Annotated in this window: 24 protein-coding genes; 1 reads left to right on the top strand and 23 read right to left on the bottom strand. The window is 70.1% G+C overall.

Annotated elements, in window-relative coordinates; genetic code table 11:
* Nucleotides 1-4 precede the first annotated feature (4 nt).
* The 16 genes from ACFOES_RS05705 to ACFOES_RS05630 all read right to left on the bottom strand — a co-directional run bounded on the left by ACFOES_RS05705 (nt 5) and on the right by ACFOES_RS05630 (nt 17,344).
* Entirely contained in the window at nt 5-811 is an 807-nt protein-coding gene (locus tag ACFOES_RS05705) for a maleate cis-trans isomerase family protein (RefSeq protein WP_377832232.1), read from the bottom strand.
* A 2-nt stretch (nt 812-813) separates the two neighbouring features.
* Complete coding sequence (locus ACFOES_RS05700) at nt 814-1,965, bottom strand: M24 family metallopeptidase (RefSeq protein WP_377832231.1); 1,152 nt, start codon at nt 1,963-1,965, stop codon at nt 814-816.
* The gene (locus tag ACFOES_RS05695) at nt 1,962-3,032 is read right to left on the bottom strand and encodes a pyridoxal-phosphate dependent enzyme (RefSeq protein WP_377832230.1); all 1,071 of its coding nucleotides are present in this window, start codon (nt 3,030-3,032) and stop codon (nt 1,962-1,964) included. Before ACFOES_RS05695 ends, ACFOES_RS05700 begins: the two co-directional genes overlap by 4 nt.
* A gap of 43 nt (nt 3,033-3,075) precedes the next feature.
* The gene (locus tag ACFOES_RS05690) at nt 3,076-5,115 is read right to left on the bottom strand and encodes an oxidoreductase (protein ID WP_377832229.1); all 2,040 of its coding nucleotides are present in this window, start codon (nt 5,113-5,115) and stop codon (nt 3,076-3,078) included.
* Nucleotides 5,116-5,239: 124 nt separating this feature from the next.
* Nucleotides 5,240-5,746: a homoprotocatechuate degradation operon regulator HpaR gene (gene hpaR, locus ACFOES_RS05685; RefSeq protein WP_377832228.1), complete on the bottom strand. Its 507-nt coding sequence runs from the start codon at nt 5,744-5,746 to the stop codon at nt 5,240-5,242.
* Nucleotides 5,747-5,843: 97 nt separating this feature from the next.
* A complete protein-coding gene (locus ACFOES_RS05680; RefSeq protein WP_377832227.1) occupies nt 5,844-7,238 on the bottom strand; it encodes a TRAP transporter large permease in 1,395 nt (464 codons plus the stop codon).
* 2 nt (nt 7,239-7,240) lie between these two features.
* Nucleotides 7,241-7,978, bottom strand: a complete 738-nt coding sequence (locus tag ACFOES_RS05675; protein WP_377832226.1) for a TRAP transporter small permease — start codon at nt 7,976-7,978, stop codon at nt 7,241-7,243.
* A gap of 80 nt (nt 7,979-8,058) precedes the next feature.
* Complete coding sequence (locus ACFOES_RS05670) at nt 8,059-9,069, bottom strand: TRAP transporter substrate-binding protein (RefSeq protein WP_377832225.1); 1,011 nt, start codon at nt 9,067-9,069, stop codon at nt 8,059-8,061.
* A 357-nt stretch (nt 9,070-9,426) separates the two neighbouring features.
* A complete protein-coding gene (locus tag ACFOES_RS05665) occupies nt 9,427-9,978 on the bottom strand; it encodes a carboxymuconolactone decarboxylase family protein (protein ID WP_377832224.1) in 552 nt (183 codons plus the stop codon).
* A gap of 14 nt (nt 9,979-9,992) precedes the next feature.
* On the bottom strand, nt 9,993-11,222 hold the full coding sequence (locus ACFOES_RS05660; protein WP_377832223.1) for a sigma-54-dependent transcriptional regulator: 1,230 nt from the start codon (nt 11,220-11,222) through the stop codon (nt 9,993-9,995).
* On the bottom strand, nt 11,219-13,033 hold the full coding sequence (locus ACFOES_RS05655) for a sensor histidine kinase (protein ID WP_377832222.1): 1,815 nt from the start codon (nt 13,031-13,033) through the stop codon (nt 11,219-11,221). Before ACFOES_RS05655 ends, ACFOES_RS05660 begins: the two co-directional genes overlap by 4 nt.
* Before the next feature lie 121 nt (nt 13,034-13,154).
* Nucleotides 13,155-14,342: a molybdopterin molybdotransferase MoeA gene (locus ACFOES_RS05650; RefSeq protein ID WP_377832221.1), complete on the bottom strand. Its 1,188-nt coding sequence runs from the start codon at nt 14,340-14,342 to the stop codon at nt 13,155-13,157.
* The gene (gene moaC, locus ACFOES_RS05645; RefSeq protein ID WP_377832220.1) at nt 14,339-14,818 is read right to left on the bottom strand and encodes a cyclic pyranopterin monophosphate synthase MoaC; all 480 of its coding nucleotides are present in this window, start codon (nt 14,816-14,818) and stop codon (nt 14,339-14,341) included. Before moaC ends, ACFOES_RS05650 begins: the two co-directional genes overlap by 4 nt.
* Nucleotides 14,818-15,630, bottom strand: coding sequence for an indole-3-glycerol phosphate synthase TrpC (gene trpC / locus ACFOES_RS05640; protein ID WP_377832219.1), 813 nt, complete (start codon nt 15,628-15,630; stop codon nt 14,818-14,820). Before trpC ends, moaC begins: the two co-directional genes overlap by 1 nt.
* Nucleotides 15,631-15,746: 116 nt before the next feature.
* On the bottom strand, nt 15,747-16,766 hold the full coding sequence (gene trpD / locus ACFOES_RS05635; RefSeq protein ID WP_377832218.1) for an anthranilate phosphoribosyltransferase: 1,020 nt from the start codon (nt 16,764-16,766) through the stop codon (nt 15,747-15,749).
* On the bottom strand, nt 16,763-17,344 hold the full coding sequence (locus ACFOES_RS05630) for an anthranilate synthase component II (RefSeq protein ID WP_377832217.1): 582 nt from the start codon (nt 17,342-17,344) through the stop codon (nt 16,763-16,765). Before ACFOES_RS05630 ends, trpD begins: the two co-directional genes overlap by 4 nt.
* A 206-nt stretch (nt 17,345-17,550) precedes the next feature.
* On the opposite strand from ACFOES_RS05630, the gene ACFOES_RS05625 reads away from it, so the two are divergent.
* On the top strand, nt 17,551-19,419 hold the full coding sequence (locus ACFOES_RS05625; RefSeq protein ID WP_377832216.1) for a divergent polysaccharide deacetylase family protein: 1,869 nt from the start codon (nt 17,551-17,553) through the stop codon (nt 19,417-19,419).
* Nucleotides 19,420-19,490: 71 nt separating this feature from the next.
* Here ACFOES_RS05625 and trpE read toward each other — a convergent pair whose 3' ends face one another.
* From trpE to fabI, 7 genes are all read right to left on the bottom strand, one after another.
* Nucleotides 19,491-21,002: an anthranilate synthase component I gene (gene trpE / locus ACFOES_RS05620; protein ID WP_377832215.1), complete on the bottom strand. Its 1,512-nt coding sequence runs from the start codon at nt 21,000-21,002 to the stop codon at nt 19,491-19,493.
* A 10-nt stretch (nt 21,003-21,012) separates the two neighbouring features.
* Nucleotides 21,013-22,917: a peptidylprolyl isomerase gene (locus ACFOES_RS05615; protein WP_377832214.1), complete on the bottom strand. Its 1,905-nt coding sequence runs from the start codon at nt 22,915-22,917 to the stop codon at nt 21,013-21,015.
* Between the two features lie 67 nt (nt 22,918-22,984).
* Complete coding sequence (locus ACFOES_RS05610) at nt 22,985-24,163, bottom strand: aminotransferase (protein ID WP_377832213.1); 1,179 nt, start codon at nt 24,161-24,163, stop codon at nt 22,985-22,987.
* Nucleotides 24,164-24,341: 178 nt separating this feature from the next.
* Nucleotides 24,342-24,800, bottom strand: coding sequence for a DUF2127 domain-containing protein (locus ACFOES_RS05605; protein WP_377832212.1), 459 nt, complete (start codon nt 24,798-24,800; stop codon nt 24,342-24,344).
* 47 nt (nt 24,801-24,847) lie between these two features.
* Nucleotides 24,848-25,354: a xanthine phosphoribosyltransferase gene (gpt, locus tag ACFOES_RS05600; RefSeq protein ID WP_377832211.1), complete on the bottom strand. Its 507-nt coding sequence runs from the start codon at nt 25,352-25,354 to the stop codon at nt 24,848-24,850.
* Between the two features lie 7 nt (nt 25,355-25,361).
* Complete coding sequence (locus ACFOES_RS05595; protein ID WP_377832210.1) at nt 25,362-25,958, bottom strand: LysE family translocator; 597 nt, start codon at nt 25,956-25,958, stop codon at nt 25,362-25,364.
* A gap of 35 nt (nt 25,959-25,993) precedes the next feature.
* The gene (gene fabI / locus ACFOES_RS05590; RefSeq protein ID WP_377832209.1) at nt 25,994-26,836 is read right to left on the bottom strand and encodes an enoyl-ACP reductase FabI; all 843 of its coding nucleotides are present in this window, start codon (nt 26,834-26,836) and stop codon (nt 25,994-25,996) included.
* Nucleotides 26,837-26,957 lie beyond the last annotated feature (121 nt).

Raw genomic sequence — 26,957 nt, 5'->3', positions numbered from 1 at the left:
GGGCTCAGGGGGCCGCGATCGGCGGCGAGCCCGGCGGCAGCCGGATCGGCGCGCGGCTCTCTTCCGCCGCCAGCCGCATCAGCCGCCCGGGCAGGCCCGGCCGGGCCCCAAGCCCGGCCAGTTGCGCCATGTGCCAGGCCAGGGCCAGGTTCGAACTGACCACCGGCTTGCCGAGTTCGGCCTCGACCGCGTCGATGATCTCGAGCGTACGCAGGTTGGTGCAGGACAGGAACAGCGCCTCGATCTCGGGCCGCCGGCCCATGTCCAGCGCCGCCGCCTTCGTCGACTCGGGGTCGATCCGCGCCACTACCGCCTCGGTCGCGATGCCGTAGCCGTCGAAGGCGGCGATCATGATCCCGGCAGCCTCGAACCGGGCCCGCATCGCTGCCGAGACCTCCTCGATATAGGGCGAGATGAAGCCGATCCGGCCCACTTCCAGCGCCCGCATCGCGGCGATGGCGGCGGTCAGCGGGTTGGTGACGCGCGGCGCGTTGGCGGCGCCCGAGATCAGCGCGGCCACCCGTTCCGGCCCGATCACCGTCGCGCCCGAGGTGCAGGCATAGCCGACGGCGTCGAAGGAGATCGAGGGCGGCAGCAAGCGGGCGGCGGCGGGCAGGGCCTCTGCCATCGCCGCCAGGGTCTCGGGCGTGACATCGGCGCCCGAGGGCACCCGGCCGGTGTAAAGCGCGATGTCGCGCTCGGGGAACAGCAGCTGCAGGTCGGGTTCGATGGTCTCGTCCGATTGCAGCACGATCAGGCCGAGCCGGGCGCGGCTGCCGATCGGGGCGGTGAGGGTATAGGGCAGGGGCATGGCTAGCTCAGGATGGGCAAGGTGGCGGGCGCGCGCGGCGTCAGCAATTCGGCCGCGCCGTCGCGGATGACGATGTCTTCCTCGTGCACCAGCATCCGGCCGGGGCCGATCTGGATACCGGGTTCGAGGGTGATCACCATGCCGGGACGCAGCTCGGTGCGGTCCTCGGCGGTCAGCGACAGGCCCTCGGTCAGCTGCATCCCCACCCCGTGGCCGAGCCGGCCGCCGGCCCCGGCCTCCCCGGCCCGGGCGATGACCCGTTGCATCGCGTGGAAGACATCGGCGGCCGTGGCGCCGGGGCGGGCGGCGGCCAGACCGGCCTCGGTCGCCGCGTGCAGCAGGGCCTGGGCGGCGGCGGTCTCAGCGGCGGGCTTGCCGACGCTCCAGTTGCGGTCGTAATCGCAGAAATAGCCCGCCTTCACGGCCCCGGTATCCAGCATCAGCACGTCGCCCGCCGCCAGCGGCCGGTCGCTGGCCGGAGAGATGACGTCGCCATAGCCGCCCGGCCCGGCGCCGCCGGCGACATAGGGCACCCAGTCGGCGCCCTCGTCGAGCAGGGCGATCTGGAACTCGCGGAAGATGCGGGACAGCGGCGTGCCCGTGGTGGCGAAACCGGGCACCCGGTCGAAGGCGCGGCCGGCGATGGCGCAGATTTCGCGGATGCGCGCGATCTCGGGTTCGGACTTGATGGCGCGGGTATCGGCGATCAGCCCGGCGGCATCCGCGAAGCGGCGCGGCGCGAGCCGGTGGCGCAGGGTTTTGAAATCCGCCAGCGGCATCCGCAGCTGGCTGGCGGGCCCCATCGGCAGACCGACGGCGCCGCTTGCGGGGACCAGCCCGGCCAGCACCTCGGCCAGCAGGCCGACGCCGTCATCCCCGGGCCGCGGCGCGGGCCAGGTCCGGATATCGGCGATCCAGGTCGTCGCCATCAGCTCGGCGCCGATGCCGGGGATCACCGCGATCGGGGCACCCTTGGCGGGCAGGACGGCGAACCAGGGCCGGGTCGGGCTTTCCCAGAACCGGGTCAGGAAACCGGTGAGATAGCGCAGGTCGGCCTCGGTCGTGACCAGCAGCGCGTCCAGGCCGGACGCTTTCATGCCGCCCTGCAACGTCTTGCACCGGCGCCGATATTCCGATTCCGGAAAGCCGCTCATGGGGCCTCGGCTCCTTCCGACAGGATGGCGAGGACGCGCGAGTCCGGCCCCAGCCCCAGCGCCGCGTGTCGCGGCCCGGCGGCCAGCAGCCCGGCCAGGCCGGCGGCGCCCGAGGGCGTGGTGGCCAGGCCCAGCGTCGCCAGCTTCTCGACCGCCGCCTGCGCCTCCTCCTCGCCGATCGTGGCGAAGACGTCGGCATCCTCGGCCAGGCCGGCCAGCGCCAGCAGCGACGGGTCCTTGCAGTCGAGCCGGCCCATGGTCGACACCGGGCCGGCGCTGGTCACGATCTTCCCGGCGCGGATGCTTTCGATCAATGCCGGCGCGTAAGCCGGCTCCACGACGACGATTTTCGGCGCCGCGCCCCAGCGGGCACGGGCGAAGGCGGCAACTGCGGCGGCCAGACCGCCGACGCCGGCCTGCAGCAGGACATGGGTCGGCGGCTCCGGCAGCTCCTCGGCCGCCTCGGCGGCAAGTTGCAGGTAGCCCTCAATCACCCGCAGCGGCAGCTCCCAGTAGCCGGGCCAGGAACTGTCGGAGAGCAAGGTCATCCCCTCGGTCTCGGCGGCGCGGGCGGCGGCGGCCATGCTGTCCTCGTAAACCGCGCCGTCGCGGCGGACCTCGGCGCCCTTGGCGCGCAGCCGGTCGGCGAAGGCCTCGGGCACCGTCTCGGCCAGATAAATGACCGCACGGGCGCCAAAGACATGCGCCCCGGCGGCGACAGAAAGGCCGTGATTCCCGGCGCTTGCGGTGACAAATGAACGTCCCGCGAGAGCCGTGCGCAGATCCTCGGCGCCACTCAGCTCCGCCTCCCGGGCGATGGCATGGGCGGCGCCGAGCGCCTTGAAGCTGCCCAGCCCCATGCGGCCGCTCTCGTCCTTCAGCCACAGCTTGGCGATGCCGGTTTCCGCTGCCATTTCGGACAGATCGCGCAGCGGCGTTTTCGCCGCCACCGGACATTGCGCCAGCCGGCGCGAGACTTCCGATGCGTCGTCCACCGGGCGCGGCAATCCGCCGGCGCGCAACTCGGGAAGGCCGCGGCCGCGATGCGGGTTGAGCAGGATCTCCATCTTTCCTCCGTGGATCAGGATCGCCCCGGAGGGCCTTGAAATCTCATATGACTCGCACCAGCCGCAGGGCGTCGTAGATGGCCGCGTGGATATTGCGCGACGAGACCGCGTCGCCGATCCGGAAGAGCTGGAAACGGCCCTCCGGGTTCGGCTTCAGCACCTGCGGCCGGCCGTCGATGAAGGCATCGTAATCGACGGCGCCAAGATTGGAAGACAGCGGCTTGAGGTCGAAATAGAGCGCGTCGAGCGGGATCACGCCGTGATTGACCACCACCTGGTCGAAGCGCCGCCGTTTCTCGACCGGCATGTAGTCGCTGCCGATAACGGCCTCGAGCTCGTTGCCGGCCTTGCGGACCGCGCGCAGCCGGTAGGTGACGGTGAACGTCACCTCCTTGTCCTGCAATTCGCGCATGTAAGGAACGAGGTTCATGCCCATGATTTCCGGGCTGAAAGTGCGGTCCGGAGTCATCACCTCGACGCGCGCGCCGGCCTGGGTGGCGACCTCGGCCGCCTGCAGCGCGGAATGATCGCCGGCATCGTCATAGATCAGGACGTTCTGCCCCGGCTTGACGTCGCCGGAAATGAGATCCCAGGCCGAAACGACGAGCTCGTTGCCGTCTTCCAGAACTTCGGTATCGGGCAGGCCGCCGGTGGCGACGATCACGACATCCGGGTTTTCCGACGTGATGTCATCGGCTTCGGCGAAGGTATTGAAGCGGAATGCGACGTCACGGGCGGCGCATTGCGCCATGCGCCATTCGGTGATGCCGAGGATTTCGCGCCGCCGGGCATTCTGCGCCGCCAGCCTGACCTGGCCACCGGGCGCGTCCGCCGCCTCGAACACGGTCACGGCATGGCCGCGTTCGGCGGCCACACGCGCCGCTTCCAGCCCGCCGGGGCCGGCGCCGACGATCACCACCTTCCGACGCTCAGAGGCCGGGGCGATCTCGTGCGGCTGGCTCAATTCGCGGCCGGTCGAGGGGTTGTGGATGCAGAAGGCGTCGCCGGCCTGGTAGATGCGGTCTAGGCAATAGGTGGCGCCGACGCAGGGGCGGATGTCGTCTTCGCGGCCCTCGACGATCTTACGCACGATATGCGGGTCGGCCATGTGGGCGCGGGTCATGCCGACCATGTCGAGCTTGCCCGAGGCCACCGCATGCCGCGCCGTGGCGACGTCCGGGATGCGGGCGGCGTGGAAGACCGGCAGGTCGATCTGCGCTTTGACCTGGCCGGCGAAGTCGAGATGCGGCGCCGATTTCATCCCTTGGACCGGGATCACGTCGGTCAGGTCGGCATCGGTGCCGATATGGCCGCGGATCACGTTGAGGAAGTCGACCTGGCCGGAGGCCTGGAAAGTTCTGGCGATTTCAAGGCCTTCCTCGGCGGAGATGCCGCCCTTGACGACCTCGTCGGCAGTATAGCGCATGCCGATCAGCAGCCGGTCGCCGACCCGGTCGCGGATCGCCTGAAGCACCTGCATGGCAAAGCGCATCCGGTTCTCCAACGGCCCGTTCCACGGCGCTTCCAGCGTGTTGGTCAGCGGCGAGATGAACTGGTCCATCAGGTGGCCGTAGCATTCCAGCTCGATGCCATCGAGCCCGGCCTCGGCCATGCGTTCGGCGGCATCGGCATAGTCGCCGACGATGCGCTCGATGTCCCAATCCTCGATCTTCTTGGGAAAGGCGCGGTGGGCGGGTTCGCGGACGTGGGAGGAGGAGACGACCGGCAGCCAGTCGCCCTTGTCCCAGCCGGTGCGGCGGCCAAGGTGGGTGAGTTGGATCATCACCGCGCAGCCATGGCCGTGGCATTCGTCGGCCAGCTCCTTCATCCAGCCGACGACCTCGTCCTTGTAGGCGAGGATGTTGTTGAAGGCCGGCGGGCTGTCGCGCGAGACCGAGGCGGAGCCGGCGGTCATCACCATGGCGACGCCGGCCCGGGCGCGCTCGGCATGGTAGGCGCGGTAGCGCGCCTTGGGCATGCCGTCCTCGGGATAGGCGGGTTCGTGCGCCGTGGTCATGATCCGGTTGCGCAGGGTCAGGGGACCCAGCTGGTAGGGTTGCAGGAGCGGATCGTTCGAGCCCATCGGCGGCCTCCCTCGGACAGTGGCGGACCGGGCCAGTCTCCCGGCCTGTTGCCGGGCAGGCTGCCCCATAGGCGACATCGGTCGCAAGGTTCCCGACAGCGGGCGGGGGCGATTTCCGCGCCGATCAGTCCTCGAGGACGGGCCCGGGCTCGGTTCCGGAGGCGGTTTCGGAGCCCGAGACCGGCAGCGCCTCGGCGGTTTCGCGCAGCCGGGTCAGCAGCGAGAGCAGCGTCGCCATCTCCTCGGAGCCGAAGGCGGCTTCGAGCTCGGCATAGATCGCCTCGGAGGTCTCGGCCATCTCGGCGTAGAGCGCCGCGCCGGCCGGGGTTAGCCTGACGGCATGGCGCCGCGCATCCGAGGTCTTGACCGTCGCGATCAGCCCCTTCTCGGTCAGCGCGCGGAAGATCCGGGTCAGCGAGGGCGGCAGGATCACGCAACGCTCGGCCAATGTCCGGGCGTCCATCGGCCCGCCATCGGCCAGCGCCCGGATCACCCGCCATTGCGGCAGGGTCAGGCCATGGGCATCGACATGACCCTTGAAGCGCCGCATCGTCGCCTCGCGCGCCCGCAGCAGCGCGATCGGCAGCGCGCTTTCGAAGCCGCGCAGAACCGTCTCTCCGTCCTGGGCCATGTCGCTGTCCTCCCCGCTGCCTGCTTAGCATCGGCGGCGGGTATTTTCAAATGGAACTATCCCGCCGGCGCAGGCGGACCGGCGGGATAGTGGGGGACTAATGCGCCACCGTCTCGGGCCCGAACTGCATCGTCGGCAGCCAGGTCGAGAGCCAGGGCACGTAGGTGACGAGGATCAGGAAGAGGAAGAGGATGCCGAGGAAGGGCAGGGCGGCCTTGACCACCCGCATGATCGGCATCCCGGCCACGCCCGAAGTGACGAAGAGGTTGAGCCCGACCGGCGGGGTGATCATGCCGATCTCCATGTTGACCACCATGATGATGCCGAGATGGATCGGGTCGACACCGAGCGAGACCGCCATCGGGAAGACGATCGGCGCGACGATGACGATCAGGCCCGAGGGCTCCATGAACTGGCCGCCGATCAGCAGGATGACGTTGACCACGATCAGGAAGGTGATCTGGTTCAGCCCCGCCGACAGCATCGCCTGGGCGATCTGCTGCGGCACCTGTTCGTCGGTCAGCACCTGTTTCAGGATCAGCGCGTTGGCGATGATGAACATCAGGGTGATGGTCAGCTTGCCCGCGTCGTAGAGGGTCCGCCGCGTGTCGGCATGGAACAGCGCGGTGATCAGCGCCGAGGGCTTGCGGTGGAGCGGGATCGGCGCCGCGCCGTCGCGGCCGGCCAGCGGCCCCATGTCGCGATAGACGAAGGTGGCGATGACGAAGGCGTAGACCGAAGCGACGGCGGCGGCCTCGGTCGGCGTGAAGATGGCGTCGGTCAGGCCGGGGACGCCGTAGATGCCGACCATGATGATGACGATCAGGAACAGGCCCCAGACCGCTTCGCGGAAGGCGGCCCAGATCTCGCTCCAGCCCTGCCATTCGCCCTTGGGCAGGTTCTTGACCCGGGCCATGGCGTAGATCGCGACCATCAGCATGGTGCCGGCCAGCAGCCCGGGGATGACGCCGGCGAGGAACATCCGCCCGACCGAAACGTCGGTGGCCGAGGCATAGACGACCATGACGATCGAGGGCGGGATCAGGATGCCCAGCGTGCCGGCGTTGCAGATCACCCCGGCGGCGAAGTCCTTGGTGTAGCCCATCTGCCGCATCGCCGCGATGACGATCGAGCCGATGGCGACGACGGTGGCGGGCGACGAGCCCGACAGGGCGGCGAACATCATGCAGGCGAGGACGCCGGCGATGGCCAGCCCGCCGTGCAGATGGCCGACGCAGGCGATCGAGAAGCGGATGATCCGCCGCGCCACCCCGCCGGTCGACATGAAGGACGAGGCGAGGATGAAGAACGGAATGGCGAGCAGCGTGTAATGGCCCTGCATCGCCTGGTAGAAGGTCTGGGCGACCGAGGCGAGCGAGGTATCGCTCTGGGTCAGCAGGAAGACGATCGACGACAGGCCCAGCGTCACCGCGATCGGCACGCCGAGCAGCAGCAGGGTGACGACCCCGGCGAAAAGAAGTGCGATGGCCAAGTTCAGCCCTCCCGGTTCAGCGCCGCGACGTCTTCGACGGCGTCCTCGGCTTCGTGGCTGACGATCATGCTCATCCGCTCGCCGCGAAGGATCGCGACGGTGGCCTGGGCGATGCGGAACAGGATCAACGCGACGCCGAGGGGCAGGATCAGGTAGGGGATGACGCGGGGCAGCTTGTCCCATTCCTCGCCCTGGTTGATCCAGCCGGCGAGGAAGTCGAGGAAATGCGGCATCGGGATCTGCTCGGTGATGTAGAAGGCGCGGTCGCGGGCATGGCTGTCGAGCCCGGTCGGGAACCATTGGCCAGAGGTCGGCGGCAGCCCGGCGAAGGGGGCCCAGTAATCCCAGGCGCCCTTCATCAGCAGCAGCGCATAGGCGAGGCTGGCGAAGGCGGCGATCAGGGCGAGGACGCGCTGGCCGCGATGGGGCAGCATCGCCGAGACGGCGTCGACGCCGAGGTTGGCGGTGATGCGGAAGGCGTGGCTGACGCCGAAGATCACCAGCCAGGCGAACAGGATCAGCGTCGCCTCCTGCGCCCAGAGGATGGTGTGCGGCAGGGTGAGGCCGGTGGCGGCCTCGAAATCATAGGCGAGCTGGGTGTTGAAGAACTTGCGCACGAAGACATTGGCGAAGGTGATCAGGGTCATCAGACCCAGGATCGCCGCGATGGCGTTGGCCTCGAAGCCGCGGAAGCTGGTCTTCGAGTCGCGCTCCGGCGGCGGATAGTCCGGCTCGTTCATCTCTCTCCCCCCATGTTGTTATTCTTGTCGTTATCGCGGGGCGGCCGCACCGGGCCGCCCCGCCTGCCTCTTGCGGGCGCTTAGTGCTTGGCGTTGATCGCCTGCGCGGCGTCGATGTTGTCCTGGCCGACATCCTTGACGAACTTGCTCCAGACCGGCTTCATCGCGTCGACCCAGGCCTGGCGCTGAACCGGCGTCAGCTCGCGGATGGTGGCGCCGGCATCGAGGATGTTCTGCCGGTTCTTGGCCTCGACCTCGGTCACGGCCGCGTTGCGCTCGACCGTCACCTGATGCAGGATCTTGGTCAGCTCGGCGCGGACGTCATCCGGCAGCCCGTCCCAGAAATCGGACGAGGTGACGACGAGGTAGTCGAGCACGCCGTGGTTGGTCTCGGTGATGCCGTCCTGCACCTCGTAGAACTTCTTGCCGTAGATGTTCGACCAGGTGTTCTCCTGGCCGTCGACGACGCCGGTCTGCAGCGCGCCGTAGACTTCGGAGAAGGCCATCGGCTGCGGCGAGCCGCCGATCGCCTGGATCATCGCCACCAGCACGTCCGAGGGCTGGACCCGGAACTTCAGCCCCTTGGCGTCCGAAGGCAGCAGCAGCGGCTTGTTGGCCGAGAACTGCTTCATGCCCGAATGCCAGAATTCCAGCCCCTTGAGGCCGCGGCGCTCCATCGAGCCTTTCATCTTCTGGCCGGCGGCCGAGTTCTGGAACTCGTCGACGGCGGCGATGTTCTTGAACATGAAGGGCAGGTCGAAGATGCGGAACTTCTTGGTGAAGGCCTCGAATTTCGACAGGCTGGGCGCGGCCATCTGGACGTCGCCCTGCAGCATCGCCTCAAGCACCTGGTCGTCGTTGTAAAGCGTCGAGTTCGGGTAGAGCTCGACGCAGACCTTGCCGTTCATCTCCTTGTTGACACGGTCGGCGAAGAGTTGGGCGGCGATGCCCTTGGGATGCTTGGTGGCATTGGTGACGAAGCTGAACTTGATCACCGTCTCGCCCGGGTCGCAGGCCGAGGACTGGGCCAGCGACGGCACGGCGGACAGGCAGAGCAGCGCGGCGGCGGCCGCGGCGGTCAGGAACTTCATTGGAACTCCTCCCAGAGATACCGGTTATGCTACGGCGCGCGTCTTCGCGGCGCCCGGGCAACAGGATGCGCGGGCTCACGCCGTGATCAACGGAATGTTGCACCTGTCGCGGGCTGGTTTGGAAAATCGCGAGATAACAGTCAGTTGTGCCGTGAAATCGCGTGCCATACGGGGGCTGGATGCTGCAGCATGTGCGGAAAACCGCACGGCTTGCGGGCCGGTATGGGCGGAAACTGGCACAGGCCGGACTGGCCCGCCCTGCGCATTGCACGGGCGCAGCGGGGCGAGAGGCGCGTGGCGCAAACGGGCGTTTGCCGCCCGGCCTGCCGCCGGCAAGGCCATGCGGCCGAACGGATCTCAGTCGATCGGCTGTGCCGCCAGTGCCGCCGCGATATCGTCGTCGATCGGCGTGCCGAAGCTTTTCAGGATACAGGCCAGCACCCGGTAATGCCCGACCGTGGCAATCACGTCGAAGACCCCGGCGACCCCGACCAGCGCGGCCAGTTCGGCCTGGGCCCCGGCCGACAGGCAGGCATCGTCGATCAGCTCGTCGACCGCGCGGGCGATCGCCGCGTCCTCGGCGGACATCCCCGACAGCGGCCCGCGCAGGCTGCGGATGCGGGCGTCGCTCAGCCCGGCATCGCGGCCGCGGACGACGTGGTGGGCCCATTCGTAGGGCGCCTCGAGCCGCACCCCGGTGCGCAGGATCGCCACCTCGCTGCGCGCCGCGCCGAGGCTGGTTTCGCGCACGACATGGTTGCGGAAAGTCTGCCAGGACTTCAGCAGCGCCGGGTGATGCGCCATGACGCGGTAGACGTTGAGCCGGCCGGCGAAACCGGCGCGCAGGGCGGCGGCTTCCTCGGGCCAGTCGGCATCGGCAAGCGGGGGAAGATCGAGCGGGGCGGTCATGGCCTGAAATCTGTCTAGCTGCGGAACGCCTCCGGGCGAATCCCGTGACGCGCGAGCTTGTCATAGAAGGTCTTGCGCGGCAGCCGCAAGGCCCGGGCGGCGGAACTGGCATTGCCGCCGTGCCGGCGCAGCGCCTGTTCCAGCAGCGAGCGTTCGACCCGCGCCATCTGCTCGACCAGACCGCCGTCCTCGGCCTCTCCGTCGTCCTCGTCGATCCCCAGCGCGAAGCGCATCGCGGCATTCATCAGCGCCCGCGCATTGCCGGGCCAGTCCTGCGCCAGCAGCCGCGCCGTCACCTCCTCGGTGATCTCGGGGACCGGCAGGTTGGCCTGCTCGCAGGCCTGGGCGACGTAATGGCGGAACAGCACCGGGATATCCTCGGGCCGCTCGCGCAGGGTCGGGATCCGGACCCGCATCGCGTCGAGCTTCAGGGTCAGGTCGGAATGGAACCGCCCCTCCTGCGCCTCGACCGCCAGGTCGCGCTGGCTGCCGGCCAGCAGCCGGGCGCCGCCGCCGGCCTCGAGCAGTTCGAGCAGGGCGAATTGCGCCGCCGGGCTCAGCCCCGTGATCTCGTCGAGAAACAGCGATCCGTCCCCGGCCTGCTCGAAGGCCTGGGCCAGCAGTTCGGGCGTCACCGAGGCGGCCGAGAGCTTGACGAAGGGCCGGCGGGCCGCGGGCGAGACGAGGTGGATCACCTCGGCCACCTTGGGAATGCCGGTGCCGGGCTCTCCGGTGACCAGCACCTCGGTCCCGGCGCGGGCGGCGGTGCGGATGCGCTCGCGCAGTTCGCTCGCCTGCGGCGACTGGCCGAAGATCAGCCGCGCCGCCGCGTCGCCGGCCTTGAGCTCCCGTTTCAGCCGGCGGTTTTCCAGCACCAACGCGCGCGAGGCCAGCGCCTTGCGGATCACGGCCAGCAGGTCGGCCGGGGCGCAGGGCTTTTCGAGGAAGTCGAAGGCGCCGGCGCCGATGCCGCGCACGGCCATCGGGATGTCGCCCTCGCCGGTCAGCAGGATCACCGGCAGGTCGGGATCGACGGCGCGGATGTGGTCGAGCAGGGCGAAGCCGTCCTTGCCCGGCATCCTTATGTCGGTGACGACGACGCCGGGAAAATCGGGGCTGACATGGTCCTTGGCCTCGATCGTGCTGCCGGCCAGGATCGGGTGCAGATCGGCCAGTTCCAGCGTCTGCCCCAGCGCCTCGCGCACCGCGCGGTCGTCGTCGACCAGGAGAACCGTGTCGATCATGCCGCCTCGCTTTCCGTCGACGCCGCCAGCTCGATGGTGAACTCGGCCCCGCCCTCGGGCCGGTTGCACCCGCTGATGCTGCCGCCGAAGCTGTTGACGATGCCGTAGGAGATCGACAGGCCCAGCCCCATGCCCTCGGACGCGCCGACTTCCTTGGTCGAGTAGAACGGGTCGAAGATGCGCTCGGGGTCGGCGATGCCGGGACCGCTGTCCCGCACCCGCAGCCGGACCCGGTCGCCGGCCGGTTCCAGCGTCAGCTCGAGCCGGCGGGTCGGGGCGGCCTGCATCGCGTCGAGCGCGTTGGAGACGAGGTTGAGCACCACCTGCTGCAGCCGGACCTCGCCGCCGCGGACCCAGACCGGGCCGTCGGGCGGCGCGTAATGCAGGCTGACGCCGTCGCGCCGTATCCGCGCCTCGATCATCTCGAGCACGGCGGCGATGACCGCGCCCAGATCGACATCGGCGATCGCCTCGACCTCCTGCCGTGCGAAGGCGCGCAGGTTCTTGATGATCCGGCCCATGCGCCGGGCGAGGTCGGAGATCCGGCCCAGGTTCGCCGCCGCCGCCTCGGGCCTGCCGCGGTCGATGAAGGCGGCGCCGTTCTCGGCGAAGGACCGGATCGCCATCAGCGGCTGGTTCAGCTCGTGGCTGATGCCGGCCGACATCTGGCCCAGGGCAGAAAGCTTGCCGGCCTGGATCAGGTCCTGCTGCGCCTTCTTCAGCGCCGCCTCGGCCTCCTGGCGCTCGATCACCTCCTCGCGCAGCCGGGTGACGGCGTCCGACAGCTCTCGGGTGCGGGCGGCGACGCGGTCCTCGAGTTCGGCCTTGGCCCGGGCCTCGGTCTCGAGCTGCAGCGCCAGCGCCCGGCGCCGTTCCGTCACCGCGAAGAGCACCGCGCCGAAGATCAGGCACAGCGCCGCCGCCACCGCCGCCTGCAGCCCGGCCATGCGCAGGGCGGGGCCGGCATCGATCAGGATATTGCCCTGCATCTCGACCACTGGCAGCGGCCGGGTCAGGTGCAGCGCCAGCCGCGGCAGGTAGCGCCCGCCGGCGAGCCACCACAGCTCGTGCCCGCCGACGCTCCAGCTGTCATGCGCGGGCAGGCCGGTGGTCAGCCCCGCCGGATAGGTCAGGTCGCGCGCGGCCCGGCTGGGCGCGGCCGGGGCGCCGCGGCCATAGAGCAGCTCGTCGCGGTTCGAGACGAAGACGACGCCGAGGGCGTCGGTGAAATAGACGGTCTGGGCCGCGCCGCGCCAATTGGCCTCGACCCGTTCGGCATCGACGCGCAGCACCACCGCGCCCGCCGCCGGTCCGCCATGGGGAAAGACCGGCACCGCATAGGTGAAGATGCGCCGCGGCGGGCTGCCCTCGAGCCCGTGGTGAAAGCCGGTCGCGCCTTGCAGCGCGCGCCTGAAATAGCCGGCATCGGCATAGGAGACCGGGGCGCCGGGATGGTCGTGGGCGCGCGCCAGCACCCGCCCGTCGGGGCCCAGCAGCAGGATATCGTCCGAGCCCGAGCGATCCGCCGCCGCCAGCAGCAGCCGCTCCGCCGCCGCCCGGTCGCCGCGGCCGGTCAGCACCAGTGGCTTCAGCGTCGGGTGGTCGGCCAGCAGGGCGCCGAGCTGGCGGAAGCGGGCAAGCTGTCCGGTCAGCCGGTCGGAGGCCAGCGACAGGTCGGCCCGCGCCCGCTCGGTCAGCCGGTTCAGCCCGTCGCCGAGCGCGACCCAGCCGATCGCGCCCGACAGCCCGGCGACCAGCACCAGGTAGAGCGTCAGGATCAGCGCGCGGCTCGTCTGTCTGCGATGCGCCATCGGCGGCGGCCTCGTTGGTTATCGCCCAACTCTAGGAAGCGCCGGGGCGCTTGGCCAGTGGCCGGCGCGGACGGAAGGGACGGCAGCCTCCGGCGGGGAGTTTTTTCGCGGCCAGGAAAGCTCAGAGCGGCAGGTATTCGACGATCTCGCCGGCCTTGCGCGGCCCGTCCTGGCGCGGGCGCAGCAGCAGCGCGTCGGCCTCGGTCAGCAGCCGCAGCAGGGCGCTGTCCTGCCGCGCGTAGGGCGCGATCCGCGGCAGGCCGTCACCGGCGCTGTCGAGCCGGGCGCGCATGTAATGCTCGCGCGGGCCGTTGGCGGCGATGTCCTCGGCCAGCACGGCGCGGGCGCGCGGCGCCGGTTCGGCCGCCAGCCCGAGCATCGCCCGCAGCGCCGGCAGCATGAAGATATGGCCGCAAACGATTGACGAAACAGGGTTCCCCGGCAGGCCAAGCATCGGCACGCCGTTCAGCTTGCCGGCCATCAGCGGTTTGCCCGGCCGCATCGCGATCTTGTAGAAGGCGCGGTCGAGCCCCATTTCCCCGGCCACCTTGCCGACGAGGTCGTGATCGCCGACCGAGGCGCCGCCGATGGTGACGATCAGGTCGGCATCGGCGGCCATGTCCAGCACCAGCCGCAGCTCGGCCTCGGTGTCGCGGGCGATCGGCAACATCCTTGCCTCGGCCCCGGCGGCCTCGGCCATCGCCTTGAGCGCGAAGTTGTTCGAGGCGATGATCTGGTCGGCGCGCGGGGTTTCGCCCGGCATCACCAGCTCGTCGCCGGTGGCGATGATGGCGACGACGGGGCGGCGGGTGACGCGCACCTCGGGCACGTTCATCGCCGCCAGCAGGGCGAGTTCGGCGGGCCGCAGCCGGCGCGGCGCGGTCAGTTGATCGCCGGCGCGGAAGTCGCCGCCGGCGGGGCGGATATTGGTGCCCGCGTCCAGCTTGTCACCCAGGATGATGCGGTCGCCGTCGCGTGTCACGTCCTCCTGGATCACCACCCGGTCGGCGCCCTCGGGCAGCGGCGCGCCGGTGAAGATGCGCGCGGTCTGGCCGGGCCCGACGCTGCCGTCGAAGGCATGGCCGGCGCCGGCCTCGCCGATCACGGTGAAGCTGTCGCCCGGCTTGGCGTCGAGGCCGCGAATGGCATAGCCGTCCATGGCCGAGGCGGCGAAGGGCGGCTGGTCGCGCCTTGCTGCGGCGGGGGCGGCAAGGACACGGCCGGCGGCCTCGGCCAGCGGCACGGTTTCCGTTTCCAGCGGCGCGACGAGCGCGAAAACCTTGCTCAGCGCCTCCTCGACCGAAATCATCTCTTTGCCTCGTAACGTCCCGATTTACCACCGTCTTTCAGGTCGAGCCGGATCTCGGTGATGACCATCGACTTCTCGACCGCCTTGACCATGTCATAGACCGTCAGCGCCGCCGTCGACACCGCCGTCAGCGCCTCCATCTCGACCCCGGTCTGGCCGGTGGTCTTGACCGTGGCGGTGATCCGCACGCCCGGCAGCGCGGCGTCGCAGCTCAGGTCGACCGAGACCTTGGTGACCGGTAGCGGATGGCAGAGCGGGATCAGGTCCGAGGTCTTCTTGGCCCCCATGATCCCGGCCAGCCGCGCCACGCCCAGCACGTCGCCCTTGGCGGCGCGGCCCTCGGCGATCAGCGCCAGCGTCTCGGCCGACATCAGCACGGCGCCGCTGGCCACGGCGATGCGCGACGTCACCGGCTTGTCCGAGACGTCGACCATGTGGGCCCGGCCCTCGGCGTCGAAATGGGTCAGTTCGGCCATCACGCGGCTCCGGTTGCGGGGACGGGGTTGGCGAGCAGGGCGCGGGTGGCGGCGGCGACGTCGTCCTGCCGCATCAGGCTCTCGCCGATCAGGAAGCAGCGCGCACCGTATCGGGCGAGGTCGGCAAGGTCGGCCGGGGTGAACAACCCGCTTTCGGCGACCAGGGTGCGGCCCGGCGGCACCAGTCTCGACAGTTCGCGCGTCGTCTCAAGCGTGGTCTCGAAAGTCTTGAGATTGCGGTTGTTTACCCCGAGCAGCGGCGATTTCAGTGCGCTTGCCCGGGCCAGCTCCTCGGCATCGTGGACCTCGACCAGCACGTCCATGCCCCAGCCGAAGGCGGCGTCTTCCAGCTCGGCCGCCTGGGCGTCGGAAACGCTGGCCATGATGATCAGGATGCAATCGGCATGCAGCGCCCGGGCCTCGGCGACCTGGTAGGGATCGTAGAGGAAATCCTTGCGCAGCGCCGGCAGGCTGACTGCCTCGCGCGCCGCTGTCAGGTAGGCGTCGGCGCCCTGGAACGAGGGCGTATCGGTCAGCACCGACAGGCAGGTCGCGCCGCCGGCCTCGTAGGCCCGGGCCAGGGCCGGCGGGTCGAAGTCGGGCCGGATCAGGCCCTTGGAGGGGCTGGCCTTCTTGATCTCGGCGATCAGGCCATAGCCGGTTTTCGAGGCCTGCTGCAGGGCATTGGCGAAGCCGCGCGGGGCCGGGGCATTGCGGGCCGCCTCTTCGACGGCGCTCAGCGGCCGCGCGGCCTTGCGGGCGGCGACCTCTTCCAGCTTGTAGGCCTTGATCTTGTCGAGAATGGTGCTCATGGGCTCTACCTAGCGCGCGGGCGGGGCGAAGGGAAGACGGGGGCGCTGCCCCCGCCCATTTCGGGCTCCGCCGGGATATTCGCGGACAGAAAATCCGCCAGCAAGTCCACCGGCACTCAGCCGGCGGCGCTGGTCAGGGCGGCCAGCGCCGTCACCTTGGCCTTGGCGGCGCCTGAATCGATGGCTTCGCGGGCGATGCCGACGCCGTCGCGCAGGCTGCCGGCGCGGCCGGCGACGATCAGGGCGGCGGCGGCGTTGAGCAGCACGGCATCGCGATAGGCGCCCTGTTCGCCGTCGAGCAGCGCGCGCAGGGCGGCGGCGTTCTCGGCCGGCGTGCCGCCGAGGATGGCGTCGAAGGAATGGACCGGCAGGCCGGCCTCCTCGGGCGCGATCTCGAATTCGCGGATCTTGCCGGCGTCGAGCTCGACCACCTTGGAGGGCGCGGCGATCGAGATCTCGTCGGTGCCGTCGCCGCCATGGACCAGCCAGGCCTTCTCGGACCCGAGCGCGGCCAGCGTCTCGGCCATCGGCCGCAGCAACTCGGCGGTGAAGGCGCCGGTGAGCTGGCGCTTGACCCCGGCGGGGTTGGTCAGCGGGCCGAGGATGTTGAACAGCGTCCTTGTGCCGAGCTCGATCCGGACCGGGCCGACATGGCGCATCGCCGGGTGGTGCATGGGCGCCATCATGAAGCCGATCCCGACCTCTTCCAGCGCCTTTTCAACCACATCCGCGCCGATCATCACGTTGATGCCAAGCTCGGTCAGGGCATCGGCGGCGCCGGATTTCGAGCTCAGGTTGCGGTTGCCGTGCTTGGCCACCGGCACCCCGGCGCCGGCGACGACGAAGGCGGTGGCGGTGGAAATGTTCAGCGTGCCCTTGCCGTCGCCACCGGTGCCGACGATGTCCATCGCCCCCGCGGGCGCGCGCACCTTGTTGCATTTCGCCCGCATCACCGCGGCGGCGGCGGCATATTCCTCGACCGTCTCGCCGCGCGTGCGCAGCGCCATCAGCAGCCCGCCCATCTGCGCCGGCGTCGCCTCGCCCTCGAACAGCAGCTCGAAGGCGCCCTCGGCCTCGTCGCGGGTCAGCGGCCGGTCGGGGGCGACGTTGAGGTAAGTTTTCATTCCGTCGCTCATGCCGGCACCTTCATCTGGTCGAGGAAATTCTGCAGCATCTTGTGGCCGTGTTCGGAGGCGATGCTCTCGGGGTGGAACTGCACGCCCTCGATCGGCAGCTCGCGGTGGCGCAGGCCCATGATCGTGCCATCCTCGAGCCAGGCGGTGACTTCGAGCACCTCGGGCAGGCTGGCGCGCTCGACTACCAGGCTGTGATAGCGGGTCGCCTTGAAGGGCGAGGGCAGGCCGGCGAAGACGCCCTGGCCGTTGTGATGGACGTCGCCCATCTTGCCATGGACGATCTCGGAATGGCGCACCACCTTGCCGCCGAAGGCCTGGCCGATGCTCTGGTGGCCGAGGCAGACGCCCAGGAGCGGCAGCCGCGCCGCGGCGGCGGCGGCGGTCAGGGCCAGGCAGATGCCGGCCTCGTTCGGGGTGCAGGGACCGGGCGAGAGCACGATGCCGGCGGGCTTCATCGCCATCGCCTCCTGCACCTCGATCGCGTCGTTGCGGCGCACGACGACCTCGGCGCCCAGCTCGCCCAGGTAATGCACCAGGTTGTAGGTGAAACTGTCGTAGTTATCGATCAGCAGCAGCATGGCGGCCCCCGTCGCGGGTGTTGTCGTACGGCCTGCCGCCGCGCGCGGCCCGGGCCCGATGTCGAAAGGGGATGAACCCCGTCATTTGTCGCGCTATACATGGTCAGAGCCGCGCGCCGGGGTCAAGGGCAAGCCCGCCGTGCCGGGGACGGAAACCGGGCGCGAAAGAAAGCCGGGACAGGCGAAACGTGCTGCAGGAGGTGCGATTGGGCAGGGGATTCGGAACCGGAGTTCTGGCGGGGATCGTGGTCTCGGGCCTGGTGCTGGCCGCGGTCTCGGAACTGGCGCTGCCGCCGGTGCGCGGGATGCAGCCCAAGACGGCCAGCGTCGAGGTGCCGCGCGGCTCGGAATTCGCCAAGCCGCCGCCCGAGACCGACCCGGTGCTGCCGTCGCCCGAAACGGCGCCCGAGGCCGAGCGCGTCAGCCCAGTGGTCCCGCCCGAGACCAGCCCGCAGCCGCCGGCCGCCGATACCGCCTCGGCGGCCCGGCCCGGGGTCGACAGTGCCGGGGCCGAGGCGCCGCCGGCGCCGGCGCCGGCGGGCAACGCGCCCGAGGTCGCGGCCGGGATCGCGCCGCCGGTGCCGCAGGGCGCCGAGGCAGTGCCGCCCGCCGCGCCCGAGGCCGAGAGCCTGCCGCGCACCGAAAGTGCCGCCCCGGCGCCGGGGCGGCCCGGGACGGTGGCGCCGGCCGCGCCGACGCCCGGGGCCGCGCCGCAGGCCGAGGCCGCGCCGCAGGGGCCCAAGGACGAGGCCGCGCCGCAGCGGGCGGCAGCGCCGGCCAGCCCGCCGGTCCCGGTAACCGACAGCGCCCCGGAACAGCAGCAACAACCGCCGCAGGTCGCGGCCGGCCGCGAGGCGCCGCAAAGCCCGGATACCGGGGCCGAGGCGCAGACCCCGGCGCCGGAGACGACGGCCGAGGCGCCCGCGCCGGAGACGCCGTCGCAAGGTGCGGCGCCGCGGATCGCCACTGCCGAGCAGGCGCCCGAGACGGTGCCGCAGATCGAGACGACGCCCGCGCCCGAGGCGGCGCCGGCGGACGGGGCCAAGGGGGCCGAGGCCGCCAAGCCCGGCGAGCCCCCGGCCGAAACTCCCGCCGAAACTCCCGCCGAAACTCCCACCGAGACCCCCACCGAAACCCCGGCCGAGACCCCGCCCGAGGCGATGGCCGATGCCGCGCCGGACATGGGCGGCAAAGGGGCCAGCACGCTGCCGCGGGCCGAGGGCATGCCCAGCGTGCCGGGCGCGCCGAAACCCGGTTTCGCCCCGACCGCCGGGGTCAAGGTCGGCCGCCTGCCGACGATCGGCGGCGCCGAGACCGCCCCGGCGCCCGAGGCCTCGACCGGCCCGCCCGCCGCCGCCGAAACCATCGGCCAGCCGAAACTGCCGGCCGGCGGCGAGGGGGCCGAGACCCCGGTGAAACGCAATGCCGTCGCCTTCGACAATCCCGAGGGCCGGCCGGTCTATGCCATCATCCTGATCGACGACGGTTCGAGGGGGCTCGATCGCAAGGCGCTGGCGGCGCTCGACCTGCCCGTCACCTTCGCCATCGACCCGGCGATGGCCGGCGCGGCCGACGCGGCCAGGCTCTACCGCGCCGGCGGCCACGAGGTGCTGATCCTGGCCCGCGGCCTGCCGGCCGGCGCCACCGCCTCGGATCTCGCCACCACCATCAGCGGCTACCGCCAGGCGCTGCCGCAGGCGGTCGGGATACTGGACATCGCCCGGGGCGGTTTCGAGACCAATCGCGGGATGGCCCAGAAGGTGGTTACGCTGCTGGCCGATGACGGGCTCGGGCTGGTAACCTACGATCGCGGCCTCAACGCCGCCAACCAGGTGGCGCAGAGCGCCGGGGTGCCGGCGGCGCGGATCTACCGCCAGCTCGACGCCCAGGGCGAGAACGCCTCGACCATCACCCGCTATCTCGACCGCGCCGCCTTCCGCGCCGCGCAGGAGGGCCGGGTGGTCGTCGTCGGCCATACCCGGCCGGATACGCTGGACGGGCTGAAGATGTGGGCCGGCGACCGCCGCGCCCGCGAGGTCGCGCTGGCCCCGGTCACCGCGGCGATGCGGCCCTGAGCGGCGGCGCCGATCCGGCGCCGCGCTTCCCATAAGCAGAGAGAAAAGACGGGTCCCCGGGAGCGGAGACCCTAGCGGTTGCCGCGGCCGGCGAAGATGCCGGCGTCCTCGGCGGCGCGGCGGATCGCCCGGGCCTTGTTGACCGTCTCCTGGTATTCCGCCTCGGGGTCGCTGTCATAGACGACGCCGCCGCCGGCCTGGATATAGAGCGTCTCGTCCTTGACCACGGCGGTGCGCAGGGCGATGCACATGTCCATGTCGCCATTGGCGGCGAAGTAACCGACGCCGCCGCCATAGATGCCGCGCTTCTCGGGTTCCAGCTCGTCGATGATCTCCATCGCCCGCACCTTGGGCGCGCCCGAAACCGTGCCCGCCGGCAGCCCGGCCAGCAGCGCCGAGAGCGCATCCTGACCCTCGGCGATCTCGCCGACGACGTTCGAGACGATGTGCATGACGTGGGAATAGCGTTCGACGATGAATTTCTCGGTCGGGTGGACCGAGCCGATCTTCGCCACCCGGCCGACATCGTTGCGGCCGAGGTCGAGCAGCATCAGGTGCTCCGCCAGTTCCTTCTTGTCGGCCAGCAGGTCCTCTTCCAGCGCCTTGTCCTCTTCCGCCGTCGCGCCGCGCGGGCGGGTGCCGGCGATCGGCCGGATCGTCACCTCGCCGCCGCGCAGCCGGACCAGGATCTCGGGGCTGGCGCCGACGATCTGGTAGTCGCCGAAATTGTAGAAGGTCATGAAGGGCGACGGGTTGGTGCGCCGCAGCGAGCGGTAGAGCGCGAAGGGCGGCAGCGGGAAACGCTGGGCCCAGCGTTGCGACGGCACGACCTGGAAGATATCGCCCGCGCGGATGTATTCCTTGGCCTTCTCGACCGCCGCCTTGTAATCCTCCTTGGCGAAGTTCGAGACGGCCTCGCCCAGCGGCGCGGCCTCGCCCAGGTCATGGCTCTCGCCGGCGACGCCGCGTTCGAGGTCGCGCACGGCGTCCATCACCCGCTCGGCCGCCTGGGCATAGGCGGCACGGGCCGACAGGCCGGAACCGGCCCAGGCCGGCGAGACCACCGTCACCTCGCCCTTGACCCCGTCCAGCACCGCGACCACCGAGGGCCGCATCATCACCGCGTCGGGCACCCCGATCGGGTCGGGATTGACGTTGGGCAGATGCTCGACCAGCCGGATCATGTCATAGCCGAGATAGCCGAACAGCCCGGCCGAGATCGCCGGCAGCTCGTCCGGCATCTCGATCCGGCTTTCGGCGATCAGCGCCCGCAGGGTGTCGAGCGGCGCGCCGGGCAGCGCCTCGAAGGCGTCGTCGTCGAACCGGGCCTGGCGGTTGATCCGGCTTTGCGGTCCGCGGCAGTCCCAGATCAGGTCGGGCTTGAGCCCGACCACGGAATAGCGGCCGCGGACCTCGCCGCCGGTGACGCTTTCCAGCATGAAGCTGTGCTTGCGGGCCCCGGCGAGCTTGAGCATCAGGCTGACCGGCGTATCCAGGTCGGCCGCCAGCCGCGTGTAGACGACCTGGTTGCGGCCCTCGGCCCAGCCGGCCTCGAACGCCTCGAAGGAAGGGATCAGCGCCACGTCGGCCCCCTCAGTGGAACTGGGCGTTGACGGCATTCACCGCCGCCTGGTTGATCTGGATGCCGGCCTGGCGCTGCAGCGCGGTGGCGAAGAGCTGGAAGGCGTCGTTGGCGATGCCCTGGCTGCCCTGGTCGGCCAGCTGGGTCCGCGCCTTCTCCAGGTCCGGGTTGGTCTCGTCGGGCGGCAGCACCCGGGTCAGGTCGACCAGCCAGACGGTCTGGGCGCCCTGGAACGCCTCGACCGCGCCCTTCTTCATCTTGAACACGCCCGCCATCATGCCCTGCGGCGCGTCGGCGACATAGCCGGAACGCTCGATCGGGTCCTGCACGTCGACGGTGCCGAAATCGGTCAGCTTGCCGCCAGCGGCGACCGCCTTCTTGATCTCGTCGGCCCGCGCCATCAGCGCCTTGTCGGTGGCGTCCCGTTTCCAGTCGGCCGCCACCTTGTCGCGCACCTTGGCCAGGGGGATCAGCGCCGGCTCGACCACCTTGTCGAGCCGGATCGCGACGACGCCGCCGTCGTCGAGCTGGATGATCTCGGGATAGTCGTCCTTGGTCACCTTGTCGGCGGCCTTGCGGAAGGCGGAATAGGCAGCGATGCCGTCGGTGGTTTGGGCGGTATAGTCGATCTGGCCGATCGTCATGTCGGTTTCCTTGGCCAGATCCTCGAGCGTGGCGCCGCCCGCCAGCAGGTCGTTGAGATGCTCGATCTGACCCGAGATCAGGTCGCGCGCCTTCGAGGTCTGGAGCTCGACCAGCAGGTCGGGCCGGGCCTCGTCGAAGGTCGTGGTCTGGGCGGCGATGACGCCGTTGATGCGGAACAGCGCCGGGCCGAGGTCGGTCTCGACCGGGCCGATGACGCTGTCCTGCTTGGCGGCGAAGACCGCGTCGCCGGCTTTGCCGAGCTCGCCTTTGGTGACGTCGCCCATGTCGATATCGGACAGTTCCAGCCCGCGCGCCTTGACCAGCTGCTCGAAGCTGGCCTCGCCGACGTCCAGCTTGGCCTTGGCCGCCTTGGCCTTGGCGAGGTCCGGGTAGACCAGCCGCTCGACCAGCCGCTTCTCGGGCTTGACGTAGTCGGCCTTCTTCTTGGCGTAGAGGGCGCGCAGGTCCTTGTCGTCGATCTTGACCGTCTTGGCCAGCATGTCGGGCAGCAGCTCGGCATAGGTGATGCGCTTGGCCCGCAGGCTGGTATAGGTCTTGGGGTGATCCTTGTAATAGGCCTGAAGCTGGTCGTCGGTCGGCGCCGGCACCGGCGTCGCCAGGTCGGCCGGCGTCAGCTTGAGCGTCTCGAAACCGCGGCGCTCGCCGATATAGGAGATCAGGGTGTCGACATAGGGTTTCGGCACCGCGAAGCCCGAGACGACGGCATCCTGCAGCAGGCCGCGCGCCAGCTCGTCGCGGATCTTGGCCTCGAAGCCGGCCTCGGTCAGGCCGTTCTGCTTGAGCACGAAGCGGTAGGTCTCGGGATCGAACTTGCCGTCGGCGCCCTGGAAGGAGGACATGCCGGTGATCTCCTGGCGCAGCCTTGCATCGCCGACCGAGATGCCCAGCTTGGCGTCCTCGTCGTCCAGCGCCGCCGTCGTCACCAGCTGGCCCAGCACCTGCTGGTCCAGCCCGATCTGCCGGGCCTGCTGCATGGTGATGTTCTTGCCGGTCTGGGCCGACATCGCCTGCAGCTCCTGGCGCAGGGCGCGGGCATAGTCGTCGGTCGAGATCTCGGCATTGCCGACGCTGCCGATCTTGCGCACGCCGCCGCCGAAATTCGTCACCCCGTAGCCGCCGAGACCGAAGACGATCATCGCCAGCATGATCCAGACGATGACGTCCCCCGCCTTGCGCTTCTTGCGCGGCGCCTCCTCGGCCTCCGTCGCCCGGTTGTTCTTGGCTTTGCCCGGTTTCGCTTTGCGCGCCATGTGGATGCCTTCCGCGGTTCGTGCCTGTGCGATGTCTGTAAAAGGTCCGGGGCAGGGGAGCAAGCGATCAGATCGCCAGCCCCTCCAGCCGCGTGAAGAGCTGCCCGATGCCGGCCCGGTCGATATTGGCAAAGGCGATGCGCATCTGGCGCGCGCCCTCCGCCGCCGTGGCGGGCTGGAACATGGTGCCGGGCAGCATCAGCACGCCGGCCTCGCGCACCAGCCGTTGCGCCACCTGGTCCGAGGCGATCTCGAACGGGTGCTCGGCATAGGCGAAATAGGCGCCGCAGCCCAGCAGCCGCCAGCCGTCGAGCCGCGGGAAGCCCTCGATCATCGCCGCCCGGCGGTCGAGGATCTCGGCCCGCTCGCCGGCCAGCCACTGGCCGAGGTTCCGCATCCCCCACAAGGCCGCGCGCTGGCCGAGCTGGTTGGGGCAGATCGCCACCGTGTCGAGGAACTTCTCGACCTCCGCCAGCCGTGCCGCCGAGGCGACGATGGCGCCGACGCGGTGGCCGGTTAGGCGATAGGCCTTCGAGAAGGAATAGAGATGGATGAAGCTCTGGCCCCAGTCGGGATCGGCGAACAGGTCGTGCGGCCGGCCGTCGCGGCTGTCGAAATCGCGATAGGTCTCGTCGACGATCAGAGCGATGCCGCGCGCCCGCGCCAGATCGTGGAAGGCGCGGATGACCTCGGCCGGATACTCGGCTCCCCCCGGGTTGTTCGGGCTGACCAGCACGATCGCCCGGGTCCTGTCGGTGATCAGCGCCGCCGCCGCCTCGGGGTCGGGCACCAGCCCGTCGCCGCAGGCCAGCGGCACCGTCTTCACCCCGCTCATGTCGAGCCACATCTTGTGATTGAAGTACCACGGTGTCGGCAGGATGACCTCGTCGCCTTCGCCCGCCAGCGTCGCCAGCACGGCGCAGAAGGCCTGGTTGCAGCCCGAGGTGATCGCGACCTGGCCCGCCGCGATCTCGCCGCCATAGGCCGCCGACCACTGGCTGGCGACTTCGGCCCGCAGCTCGGGCATGCCCAGCACCGGGCCGTAAAGATGTGCCGCGTCCTCGTTCAGCGCCGCCTCGGCGATGGCCTGGCGCAGCGCCGGCGGCGGCGGCTCGACCGGCGCCGCCTGGCTGACATTGATCAGCGGCCGGTCCGCCGGGAACGCCACCCCTTCAAGCCAGCGCCGCGCCTCCATCACCGGCGGGGCGAAGGTGGCGGCCATGCGCGGGTTCAGCGGCTGGAGCATCGGGACCTCTCTAAGCAAAATCGGCCCGACCCTAGCAGCGCCCCACAGCGCAGAAAAGGCCCTAAGAACGGGGCCCTGCGGCCCCTTCACTTTCTGCTCGGAAATATCCTCGGGGGTCCGGGGGCAGACAGCCCCCGGCCGCTCTCGGCACGCGCCCGGCCAGGCGAGCGGCGGCCGGCTAGGCCTTGGCGGCCAGCCGCTGCTGCCGGTGCTCGTTCCAGACCAGCAGGATGACGACGAAGTCGAAGACCGAGAGCAGGATCAGCACCGGCGCATGGGTCAGCCAGTAGCGGTCGAGCTGGTAGGCGATGAAGCCGGCCAGCACCAGCATCGAGACCGGATGCGCCCAGGGCTTCTTTGTCAGCAGCGCGGCGACGACGCTGAGGTTCAGCAGCCCGTGGCCGATCAGGTAGACCGACCAGAAGGTCTGCGGGTGGAGCGAGAAGTCATGGATCTGGCGCAGCAGCGAGGCGGCGATCGGGTCGGGCGTCTGGGTTTTGAGCGCGTTGCCGGTCCAATTCGCCAGCTCGGTCAGCTCGTCGGTGCGCCAGGCGATCTGAAGCACGATCGCGGCCAGCAGCTGCGAGGTGCCGATCAGCGCCTGCATGCCGAGGCCGAACAGGAATGAGCCGTGCAACCATGCCGCCAATCGGCTCATGTGTTTCGTCGGCATGGCGGCGCGCCTCAGTCCTTGCCCCGGTAGGGCTCGACATATTGCAGCGCCATGTCCCAGGGGAAGAAGATCCAGGTGTCCTGGCTGACCTCGGTGATATAGGTGTCGACCATGTCGCGGCCCTGCGGCTTGGCGTAGACGGTGGCGAAATGCGCCTTGGGGTAGAGCTTGCGCACCAGTTCCAGCGTCTTGCCGGTGTCGACCAGGTCGTCGACCACCAGCACGCCCTCGCCGGCGTCGCCCATGATCTCGGCCTGCGGCGCCTTGATCACCCGGGCCTCGCTCTGGCTCTGGTGGTCGTAGGACTTGACCGAGATCGTGTCGACGACGCGGATGTCGAGCTCGCGGCTGACGATCATCGCCGGGGCCATGCCGCCGCGGGTGATGGCGACGACGGCGCGCCAGGCGCCGTTATCGGGGCCCTGGCCGTCCAGCCGCCAGGCCAGCGCGCGGGCGTCGCGATGAATCTGATCCCAGGATACGTGGAAGCCTTTTTCGTGCGGCAGGCGGTCGGTCATGGTGTCCTCACGTGGCGGTTCGCAGGGCCAGCAGCGCCAGAACGGCCGCCGAGACGCGGTCGATCCGGGCCTTGGCCCGAAGGTAGGCGGCGCGGATCGGCGCCGTGGTCAGCATCAGCGCGACGGCAGCATACCACAGCAGCTCGATCGCGAAATGGTCGGCCAGCAGGTCGAGCGCGGCGGCCCCCCGCGGCATGGCCGGCAGCACCGTCGAGAAGATCGCGGCGATGAAGAACACGGCCTTGGGATTGGACAGGTTGGTCAGCAGCCCCAGCCGGAAGCCGCGGCTGCGCCCGGACCGGGCGGTCGGCAGCGGCCGCTCGGCATTGCGCCACAGCGCGATCGCGAACCAGCCCAGGTAGAGCGCGCCGACGATCTTGAGTGCGGCATAGGCCCAGGGCACCAGCGCGAAGAGGGCGGTCAGACCGGCCAGGGCGGCGGCGCTCCACAGCGTCGCGGCCAGGGCCAGCCCGGCGGCGCAGGCGATGCCCTGGCGCCGGCCGCGGGTCAGCGCCGTGCGCAGCACCATCAGGAAGGCCGGTCCGGGCACGATCAGCGCGCCGAGGATGGCGATGTTGAAGGCAATGAGGCTGGTCAGGCTCATCTGTCGCTCCCCCCCGGGCGCCAATCCGGTGCGGCTCAGGCGCCTTCGGTCTTGCCGTTGCCGTTGCGTGCGGTGACGGTGTCGATGTCGGGGGCGTCGACCGCCTTCATGCCGACGGTATGGTAGCCGGCATCGACATGGTGGATCTCGCCGGTCACCGCGCTGCCCAGATCCGACAGCAGGTAGAGCGCCGACTTGCCGACCTCCTCCTGCGTCACGGTGCGGCGCAGCGGGCTGTTGAGCTCGTTCCACTTCAGGATATAGCGGAAATCGCCGATGCCGCTGGCGGCCAGCGTCTTGATCGTGCCGGCCGAGATCGCGTTGACGCGGATGCCGTCCTTGCCCAGATCCTCGGCCAGGTAGCGCACCGAGGCCTCGAGCGCCGCCTTGGCGACGCCCATGACGTTATAGTGCGGCATCACCTTCTCGGCGCCGTAATAGGTCAGCGTCAGCAGGCTGCCGCCGTCGGTCATCAGCGCGGCGGCGCGCTGGCACACGGCGGTGAAGGAGAAGACCGAGACATCCATCGTCATGCGGAAATTGTCCGGCGTGGTATCGACATAGCGGCCGCGCAGCTGGCTCTTGTCGGAAAAGCCGATGGCGTGGACGACGAAGTCGAGCTTGCCCCAGGCGTTCTTGAGGTGGTCGAACAGCGCGTCGAGCGAGCCCTCGTCGGTGACGTCGCATTCGACGATCTCGGTGGCATTGATCAGCTCGGCCAGCGGCGCGACCCGTTTCTTGAGCTGCTCGCCCTGGTAGGACAGCGCGATTTCGGCGCCCTGGTCGGCCAGGGCCCGGGCGATCCCCCAGGCAATCGACTTGTCGTTGGCGAGCCCCATGATCAGGCCGCGCTTCCCTTCCATGAGCCGCATTGACATTCGGTTTTCCTCGACCACCCTGTGCAGTGTCACAGTGCTGTAGGCGATGATGCGTCGGGCATCAAGAGCAAGCGGCATCGGCGCCGGACCGCCGGGCGGGCCGCGCGGGTCTTGCCCGCGG

The sequence above is a fragment of the Acidimangrovimonas pyrenivorans genome, from assembly GCF_042643245.1.
GTDB lineage: Bacteria > Pseudomonadota > Alphaproteobacteria > Rhodobacterales > Rhodobacteraceae > Acidimangrovimonas > Acidimangrovimonas pyrenivorans.
This window is presented reverse-complemented; position numbering and strand designations above follow the sequence as displayed.

Coding starts and splice junctions, on each gene's coding strand:
- ACFOES_RS05595 (WP_377832210.1), bottom strand. CDS start 25,958: ATGAGCCTGACCAGCCTCATTGCCTTCAACATCGCCATCCTCGGCGCG.
- ACFOES_RS05615 (WP_377832214.1), bottom strand. CDS start 22,917: ATGGCGCGCAAAGCGAAACCGGGCAAAGCCAAGAACAACCGGGCGACG.
- ACFOES_RS05655 (WP_377832222.1), bottom strand. CDS start 13,033: ATGGCGCATCGCAGACAGACGAGCCGCGCGCTGATCCTGACGCTCTAC.
- ACFOES_RS05665 (WP_377832224.1), bottom strand. CDS start 9,978: ATGACCGCCCCGCTCGATCTTCCCCCGCTTGCCGATGCCGACTGGCCC.
- ACFOES_RS05630 (WP_377832217.1), bottom strand. CDS start 17,344: ATGCTGCTGCTGATCGATAACTACGACAGTTTCACCTACAACCTGGTG.
- hpaR (WP_377832228.1), bottom strand. CDS start 5,746: ATGGCCCAGGACGGAGAGACGGTTCTGCGCGGCTTCGAAAGCGCGCTG.
- ACFOES_RS05690 (WP_377832229.1), bottom strand. CDS start 5,115: ATGGGCTCGAACGATCCGCTCCTGCAACCCTACCAGCTGGGTCCCCTG.
- ACFOES_RS05660 (WP_377832223.1), bottom strand. CDS start 11,222: ATGATCGACACGGTTCTCCTGGTCGACGACGACCGCGCGGTGCGCGAG.
- trpD (WP_377832218.1), bottom strand. CDS start 16,766: ATGAGCGACGGAATGAAAACTTACCTCAACGTCGCCCCCGACCGGCCG.
- ACFOES_RS05700 (WP_377832231.1), bottom strand. CDS start 1,965: ATGAGCGGCTTTCCGGAATCGGAATATCGGCGCCGGTGCAAGACGTTG.
- ACFOES_RS05670 (WP_377832225.1), bottom strand. CDS start 9,069: ATGAAGTTCCTGACCGCCGCGGCCGCCGCCGCGCTGCTCTGCCTGTCC.
- ACFOES_RS05610 (WP_377832213.1), bottom strand. CDS start 24,163: ATGCTCCAGCCGCTGAACCCGCGCATGGCCGCCACCTTCGCCCCGCCG.
- moaC (WP_377832220.1), bottom strand. CDS start 14,818: ATGGCCGAACTGACCCATTTCGACGCCGAGGGCCGGGCCCACATGGTC.
- ACFOES_RS05650 (WP_377832221.1), bottom strand. CDS start 14,342: ATGATTTCGGTCGAGGAGGCGCTGAGCAAGGTTTTCGCGCTCGTCGCG.
- trpC (WP_377832219.1), bottom strand. CDS start 15,630: ATGAGCACCATTCTCGACAAGATCAAGGCCTACAAGCTGGAAGAGGTC.
- ACFOES_RS05675 (WP_377832226.1), bottom strand. CDS start 7,978: ATGAACGAGCCGGACTATCCGCCGCCGGAGCGCGACTCGAAGACCAGC.
- gpt (WP_377832211.1), bottom strand. CDS start 25,354: ATGACCGACCGCCTGCCGCACGAAAAAGGCTTCCACGTATCCTGGGAT.
- fabI (WP_377832209.1), bottom strand. CDS start 26,836: ATGTCAATGCGGCTCATGGAAGGGAAGCGCGGCCTGATCATGGGGCTC.
- ACFOES_RS05705 (WP_377832232.1), bottom strand. CDS start 811: ATGCCCCTGCCCTATACCCTCACCGCCCCGATCGGCAGCCGCGCCCGG.
- ACFOES_RS05695 (WP_377832230.1), bottom strand. CDS start 3,032: ATGGAGATCCTGCTCAACCCGCATCGCGGCCGCGGCCTTCCCGAGTTG.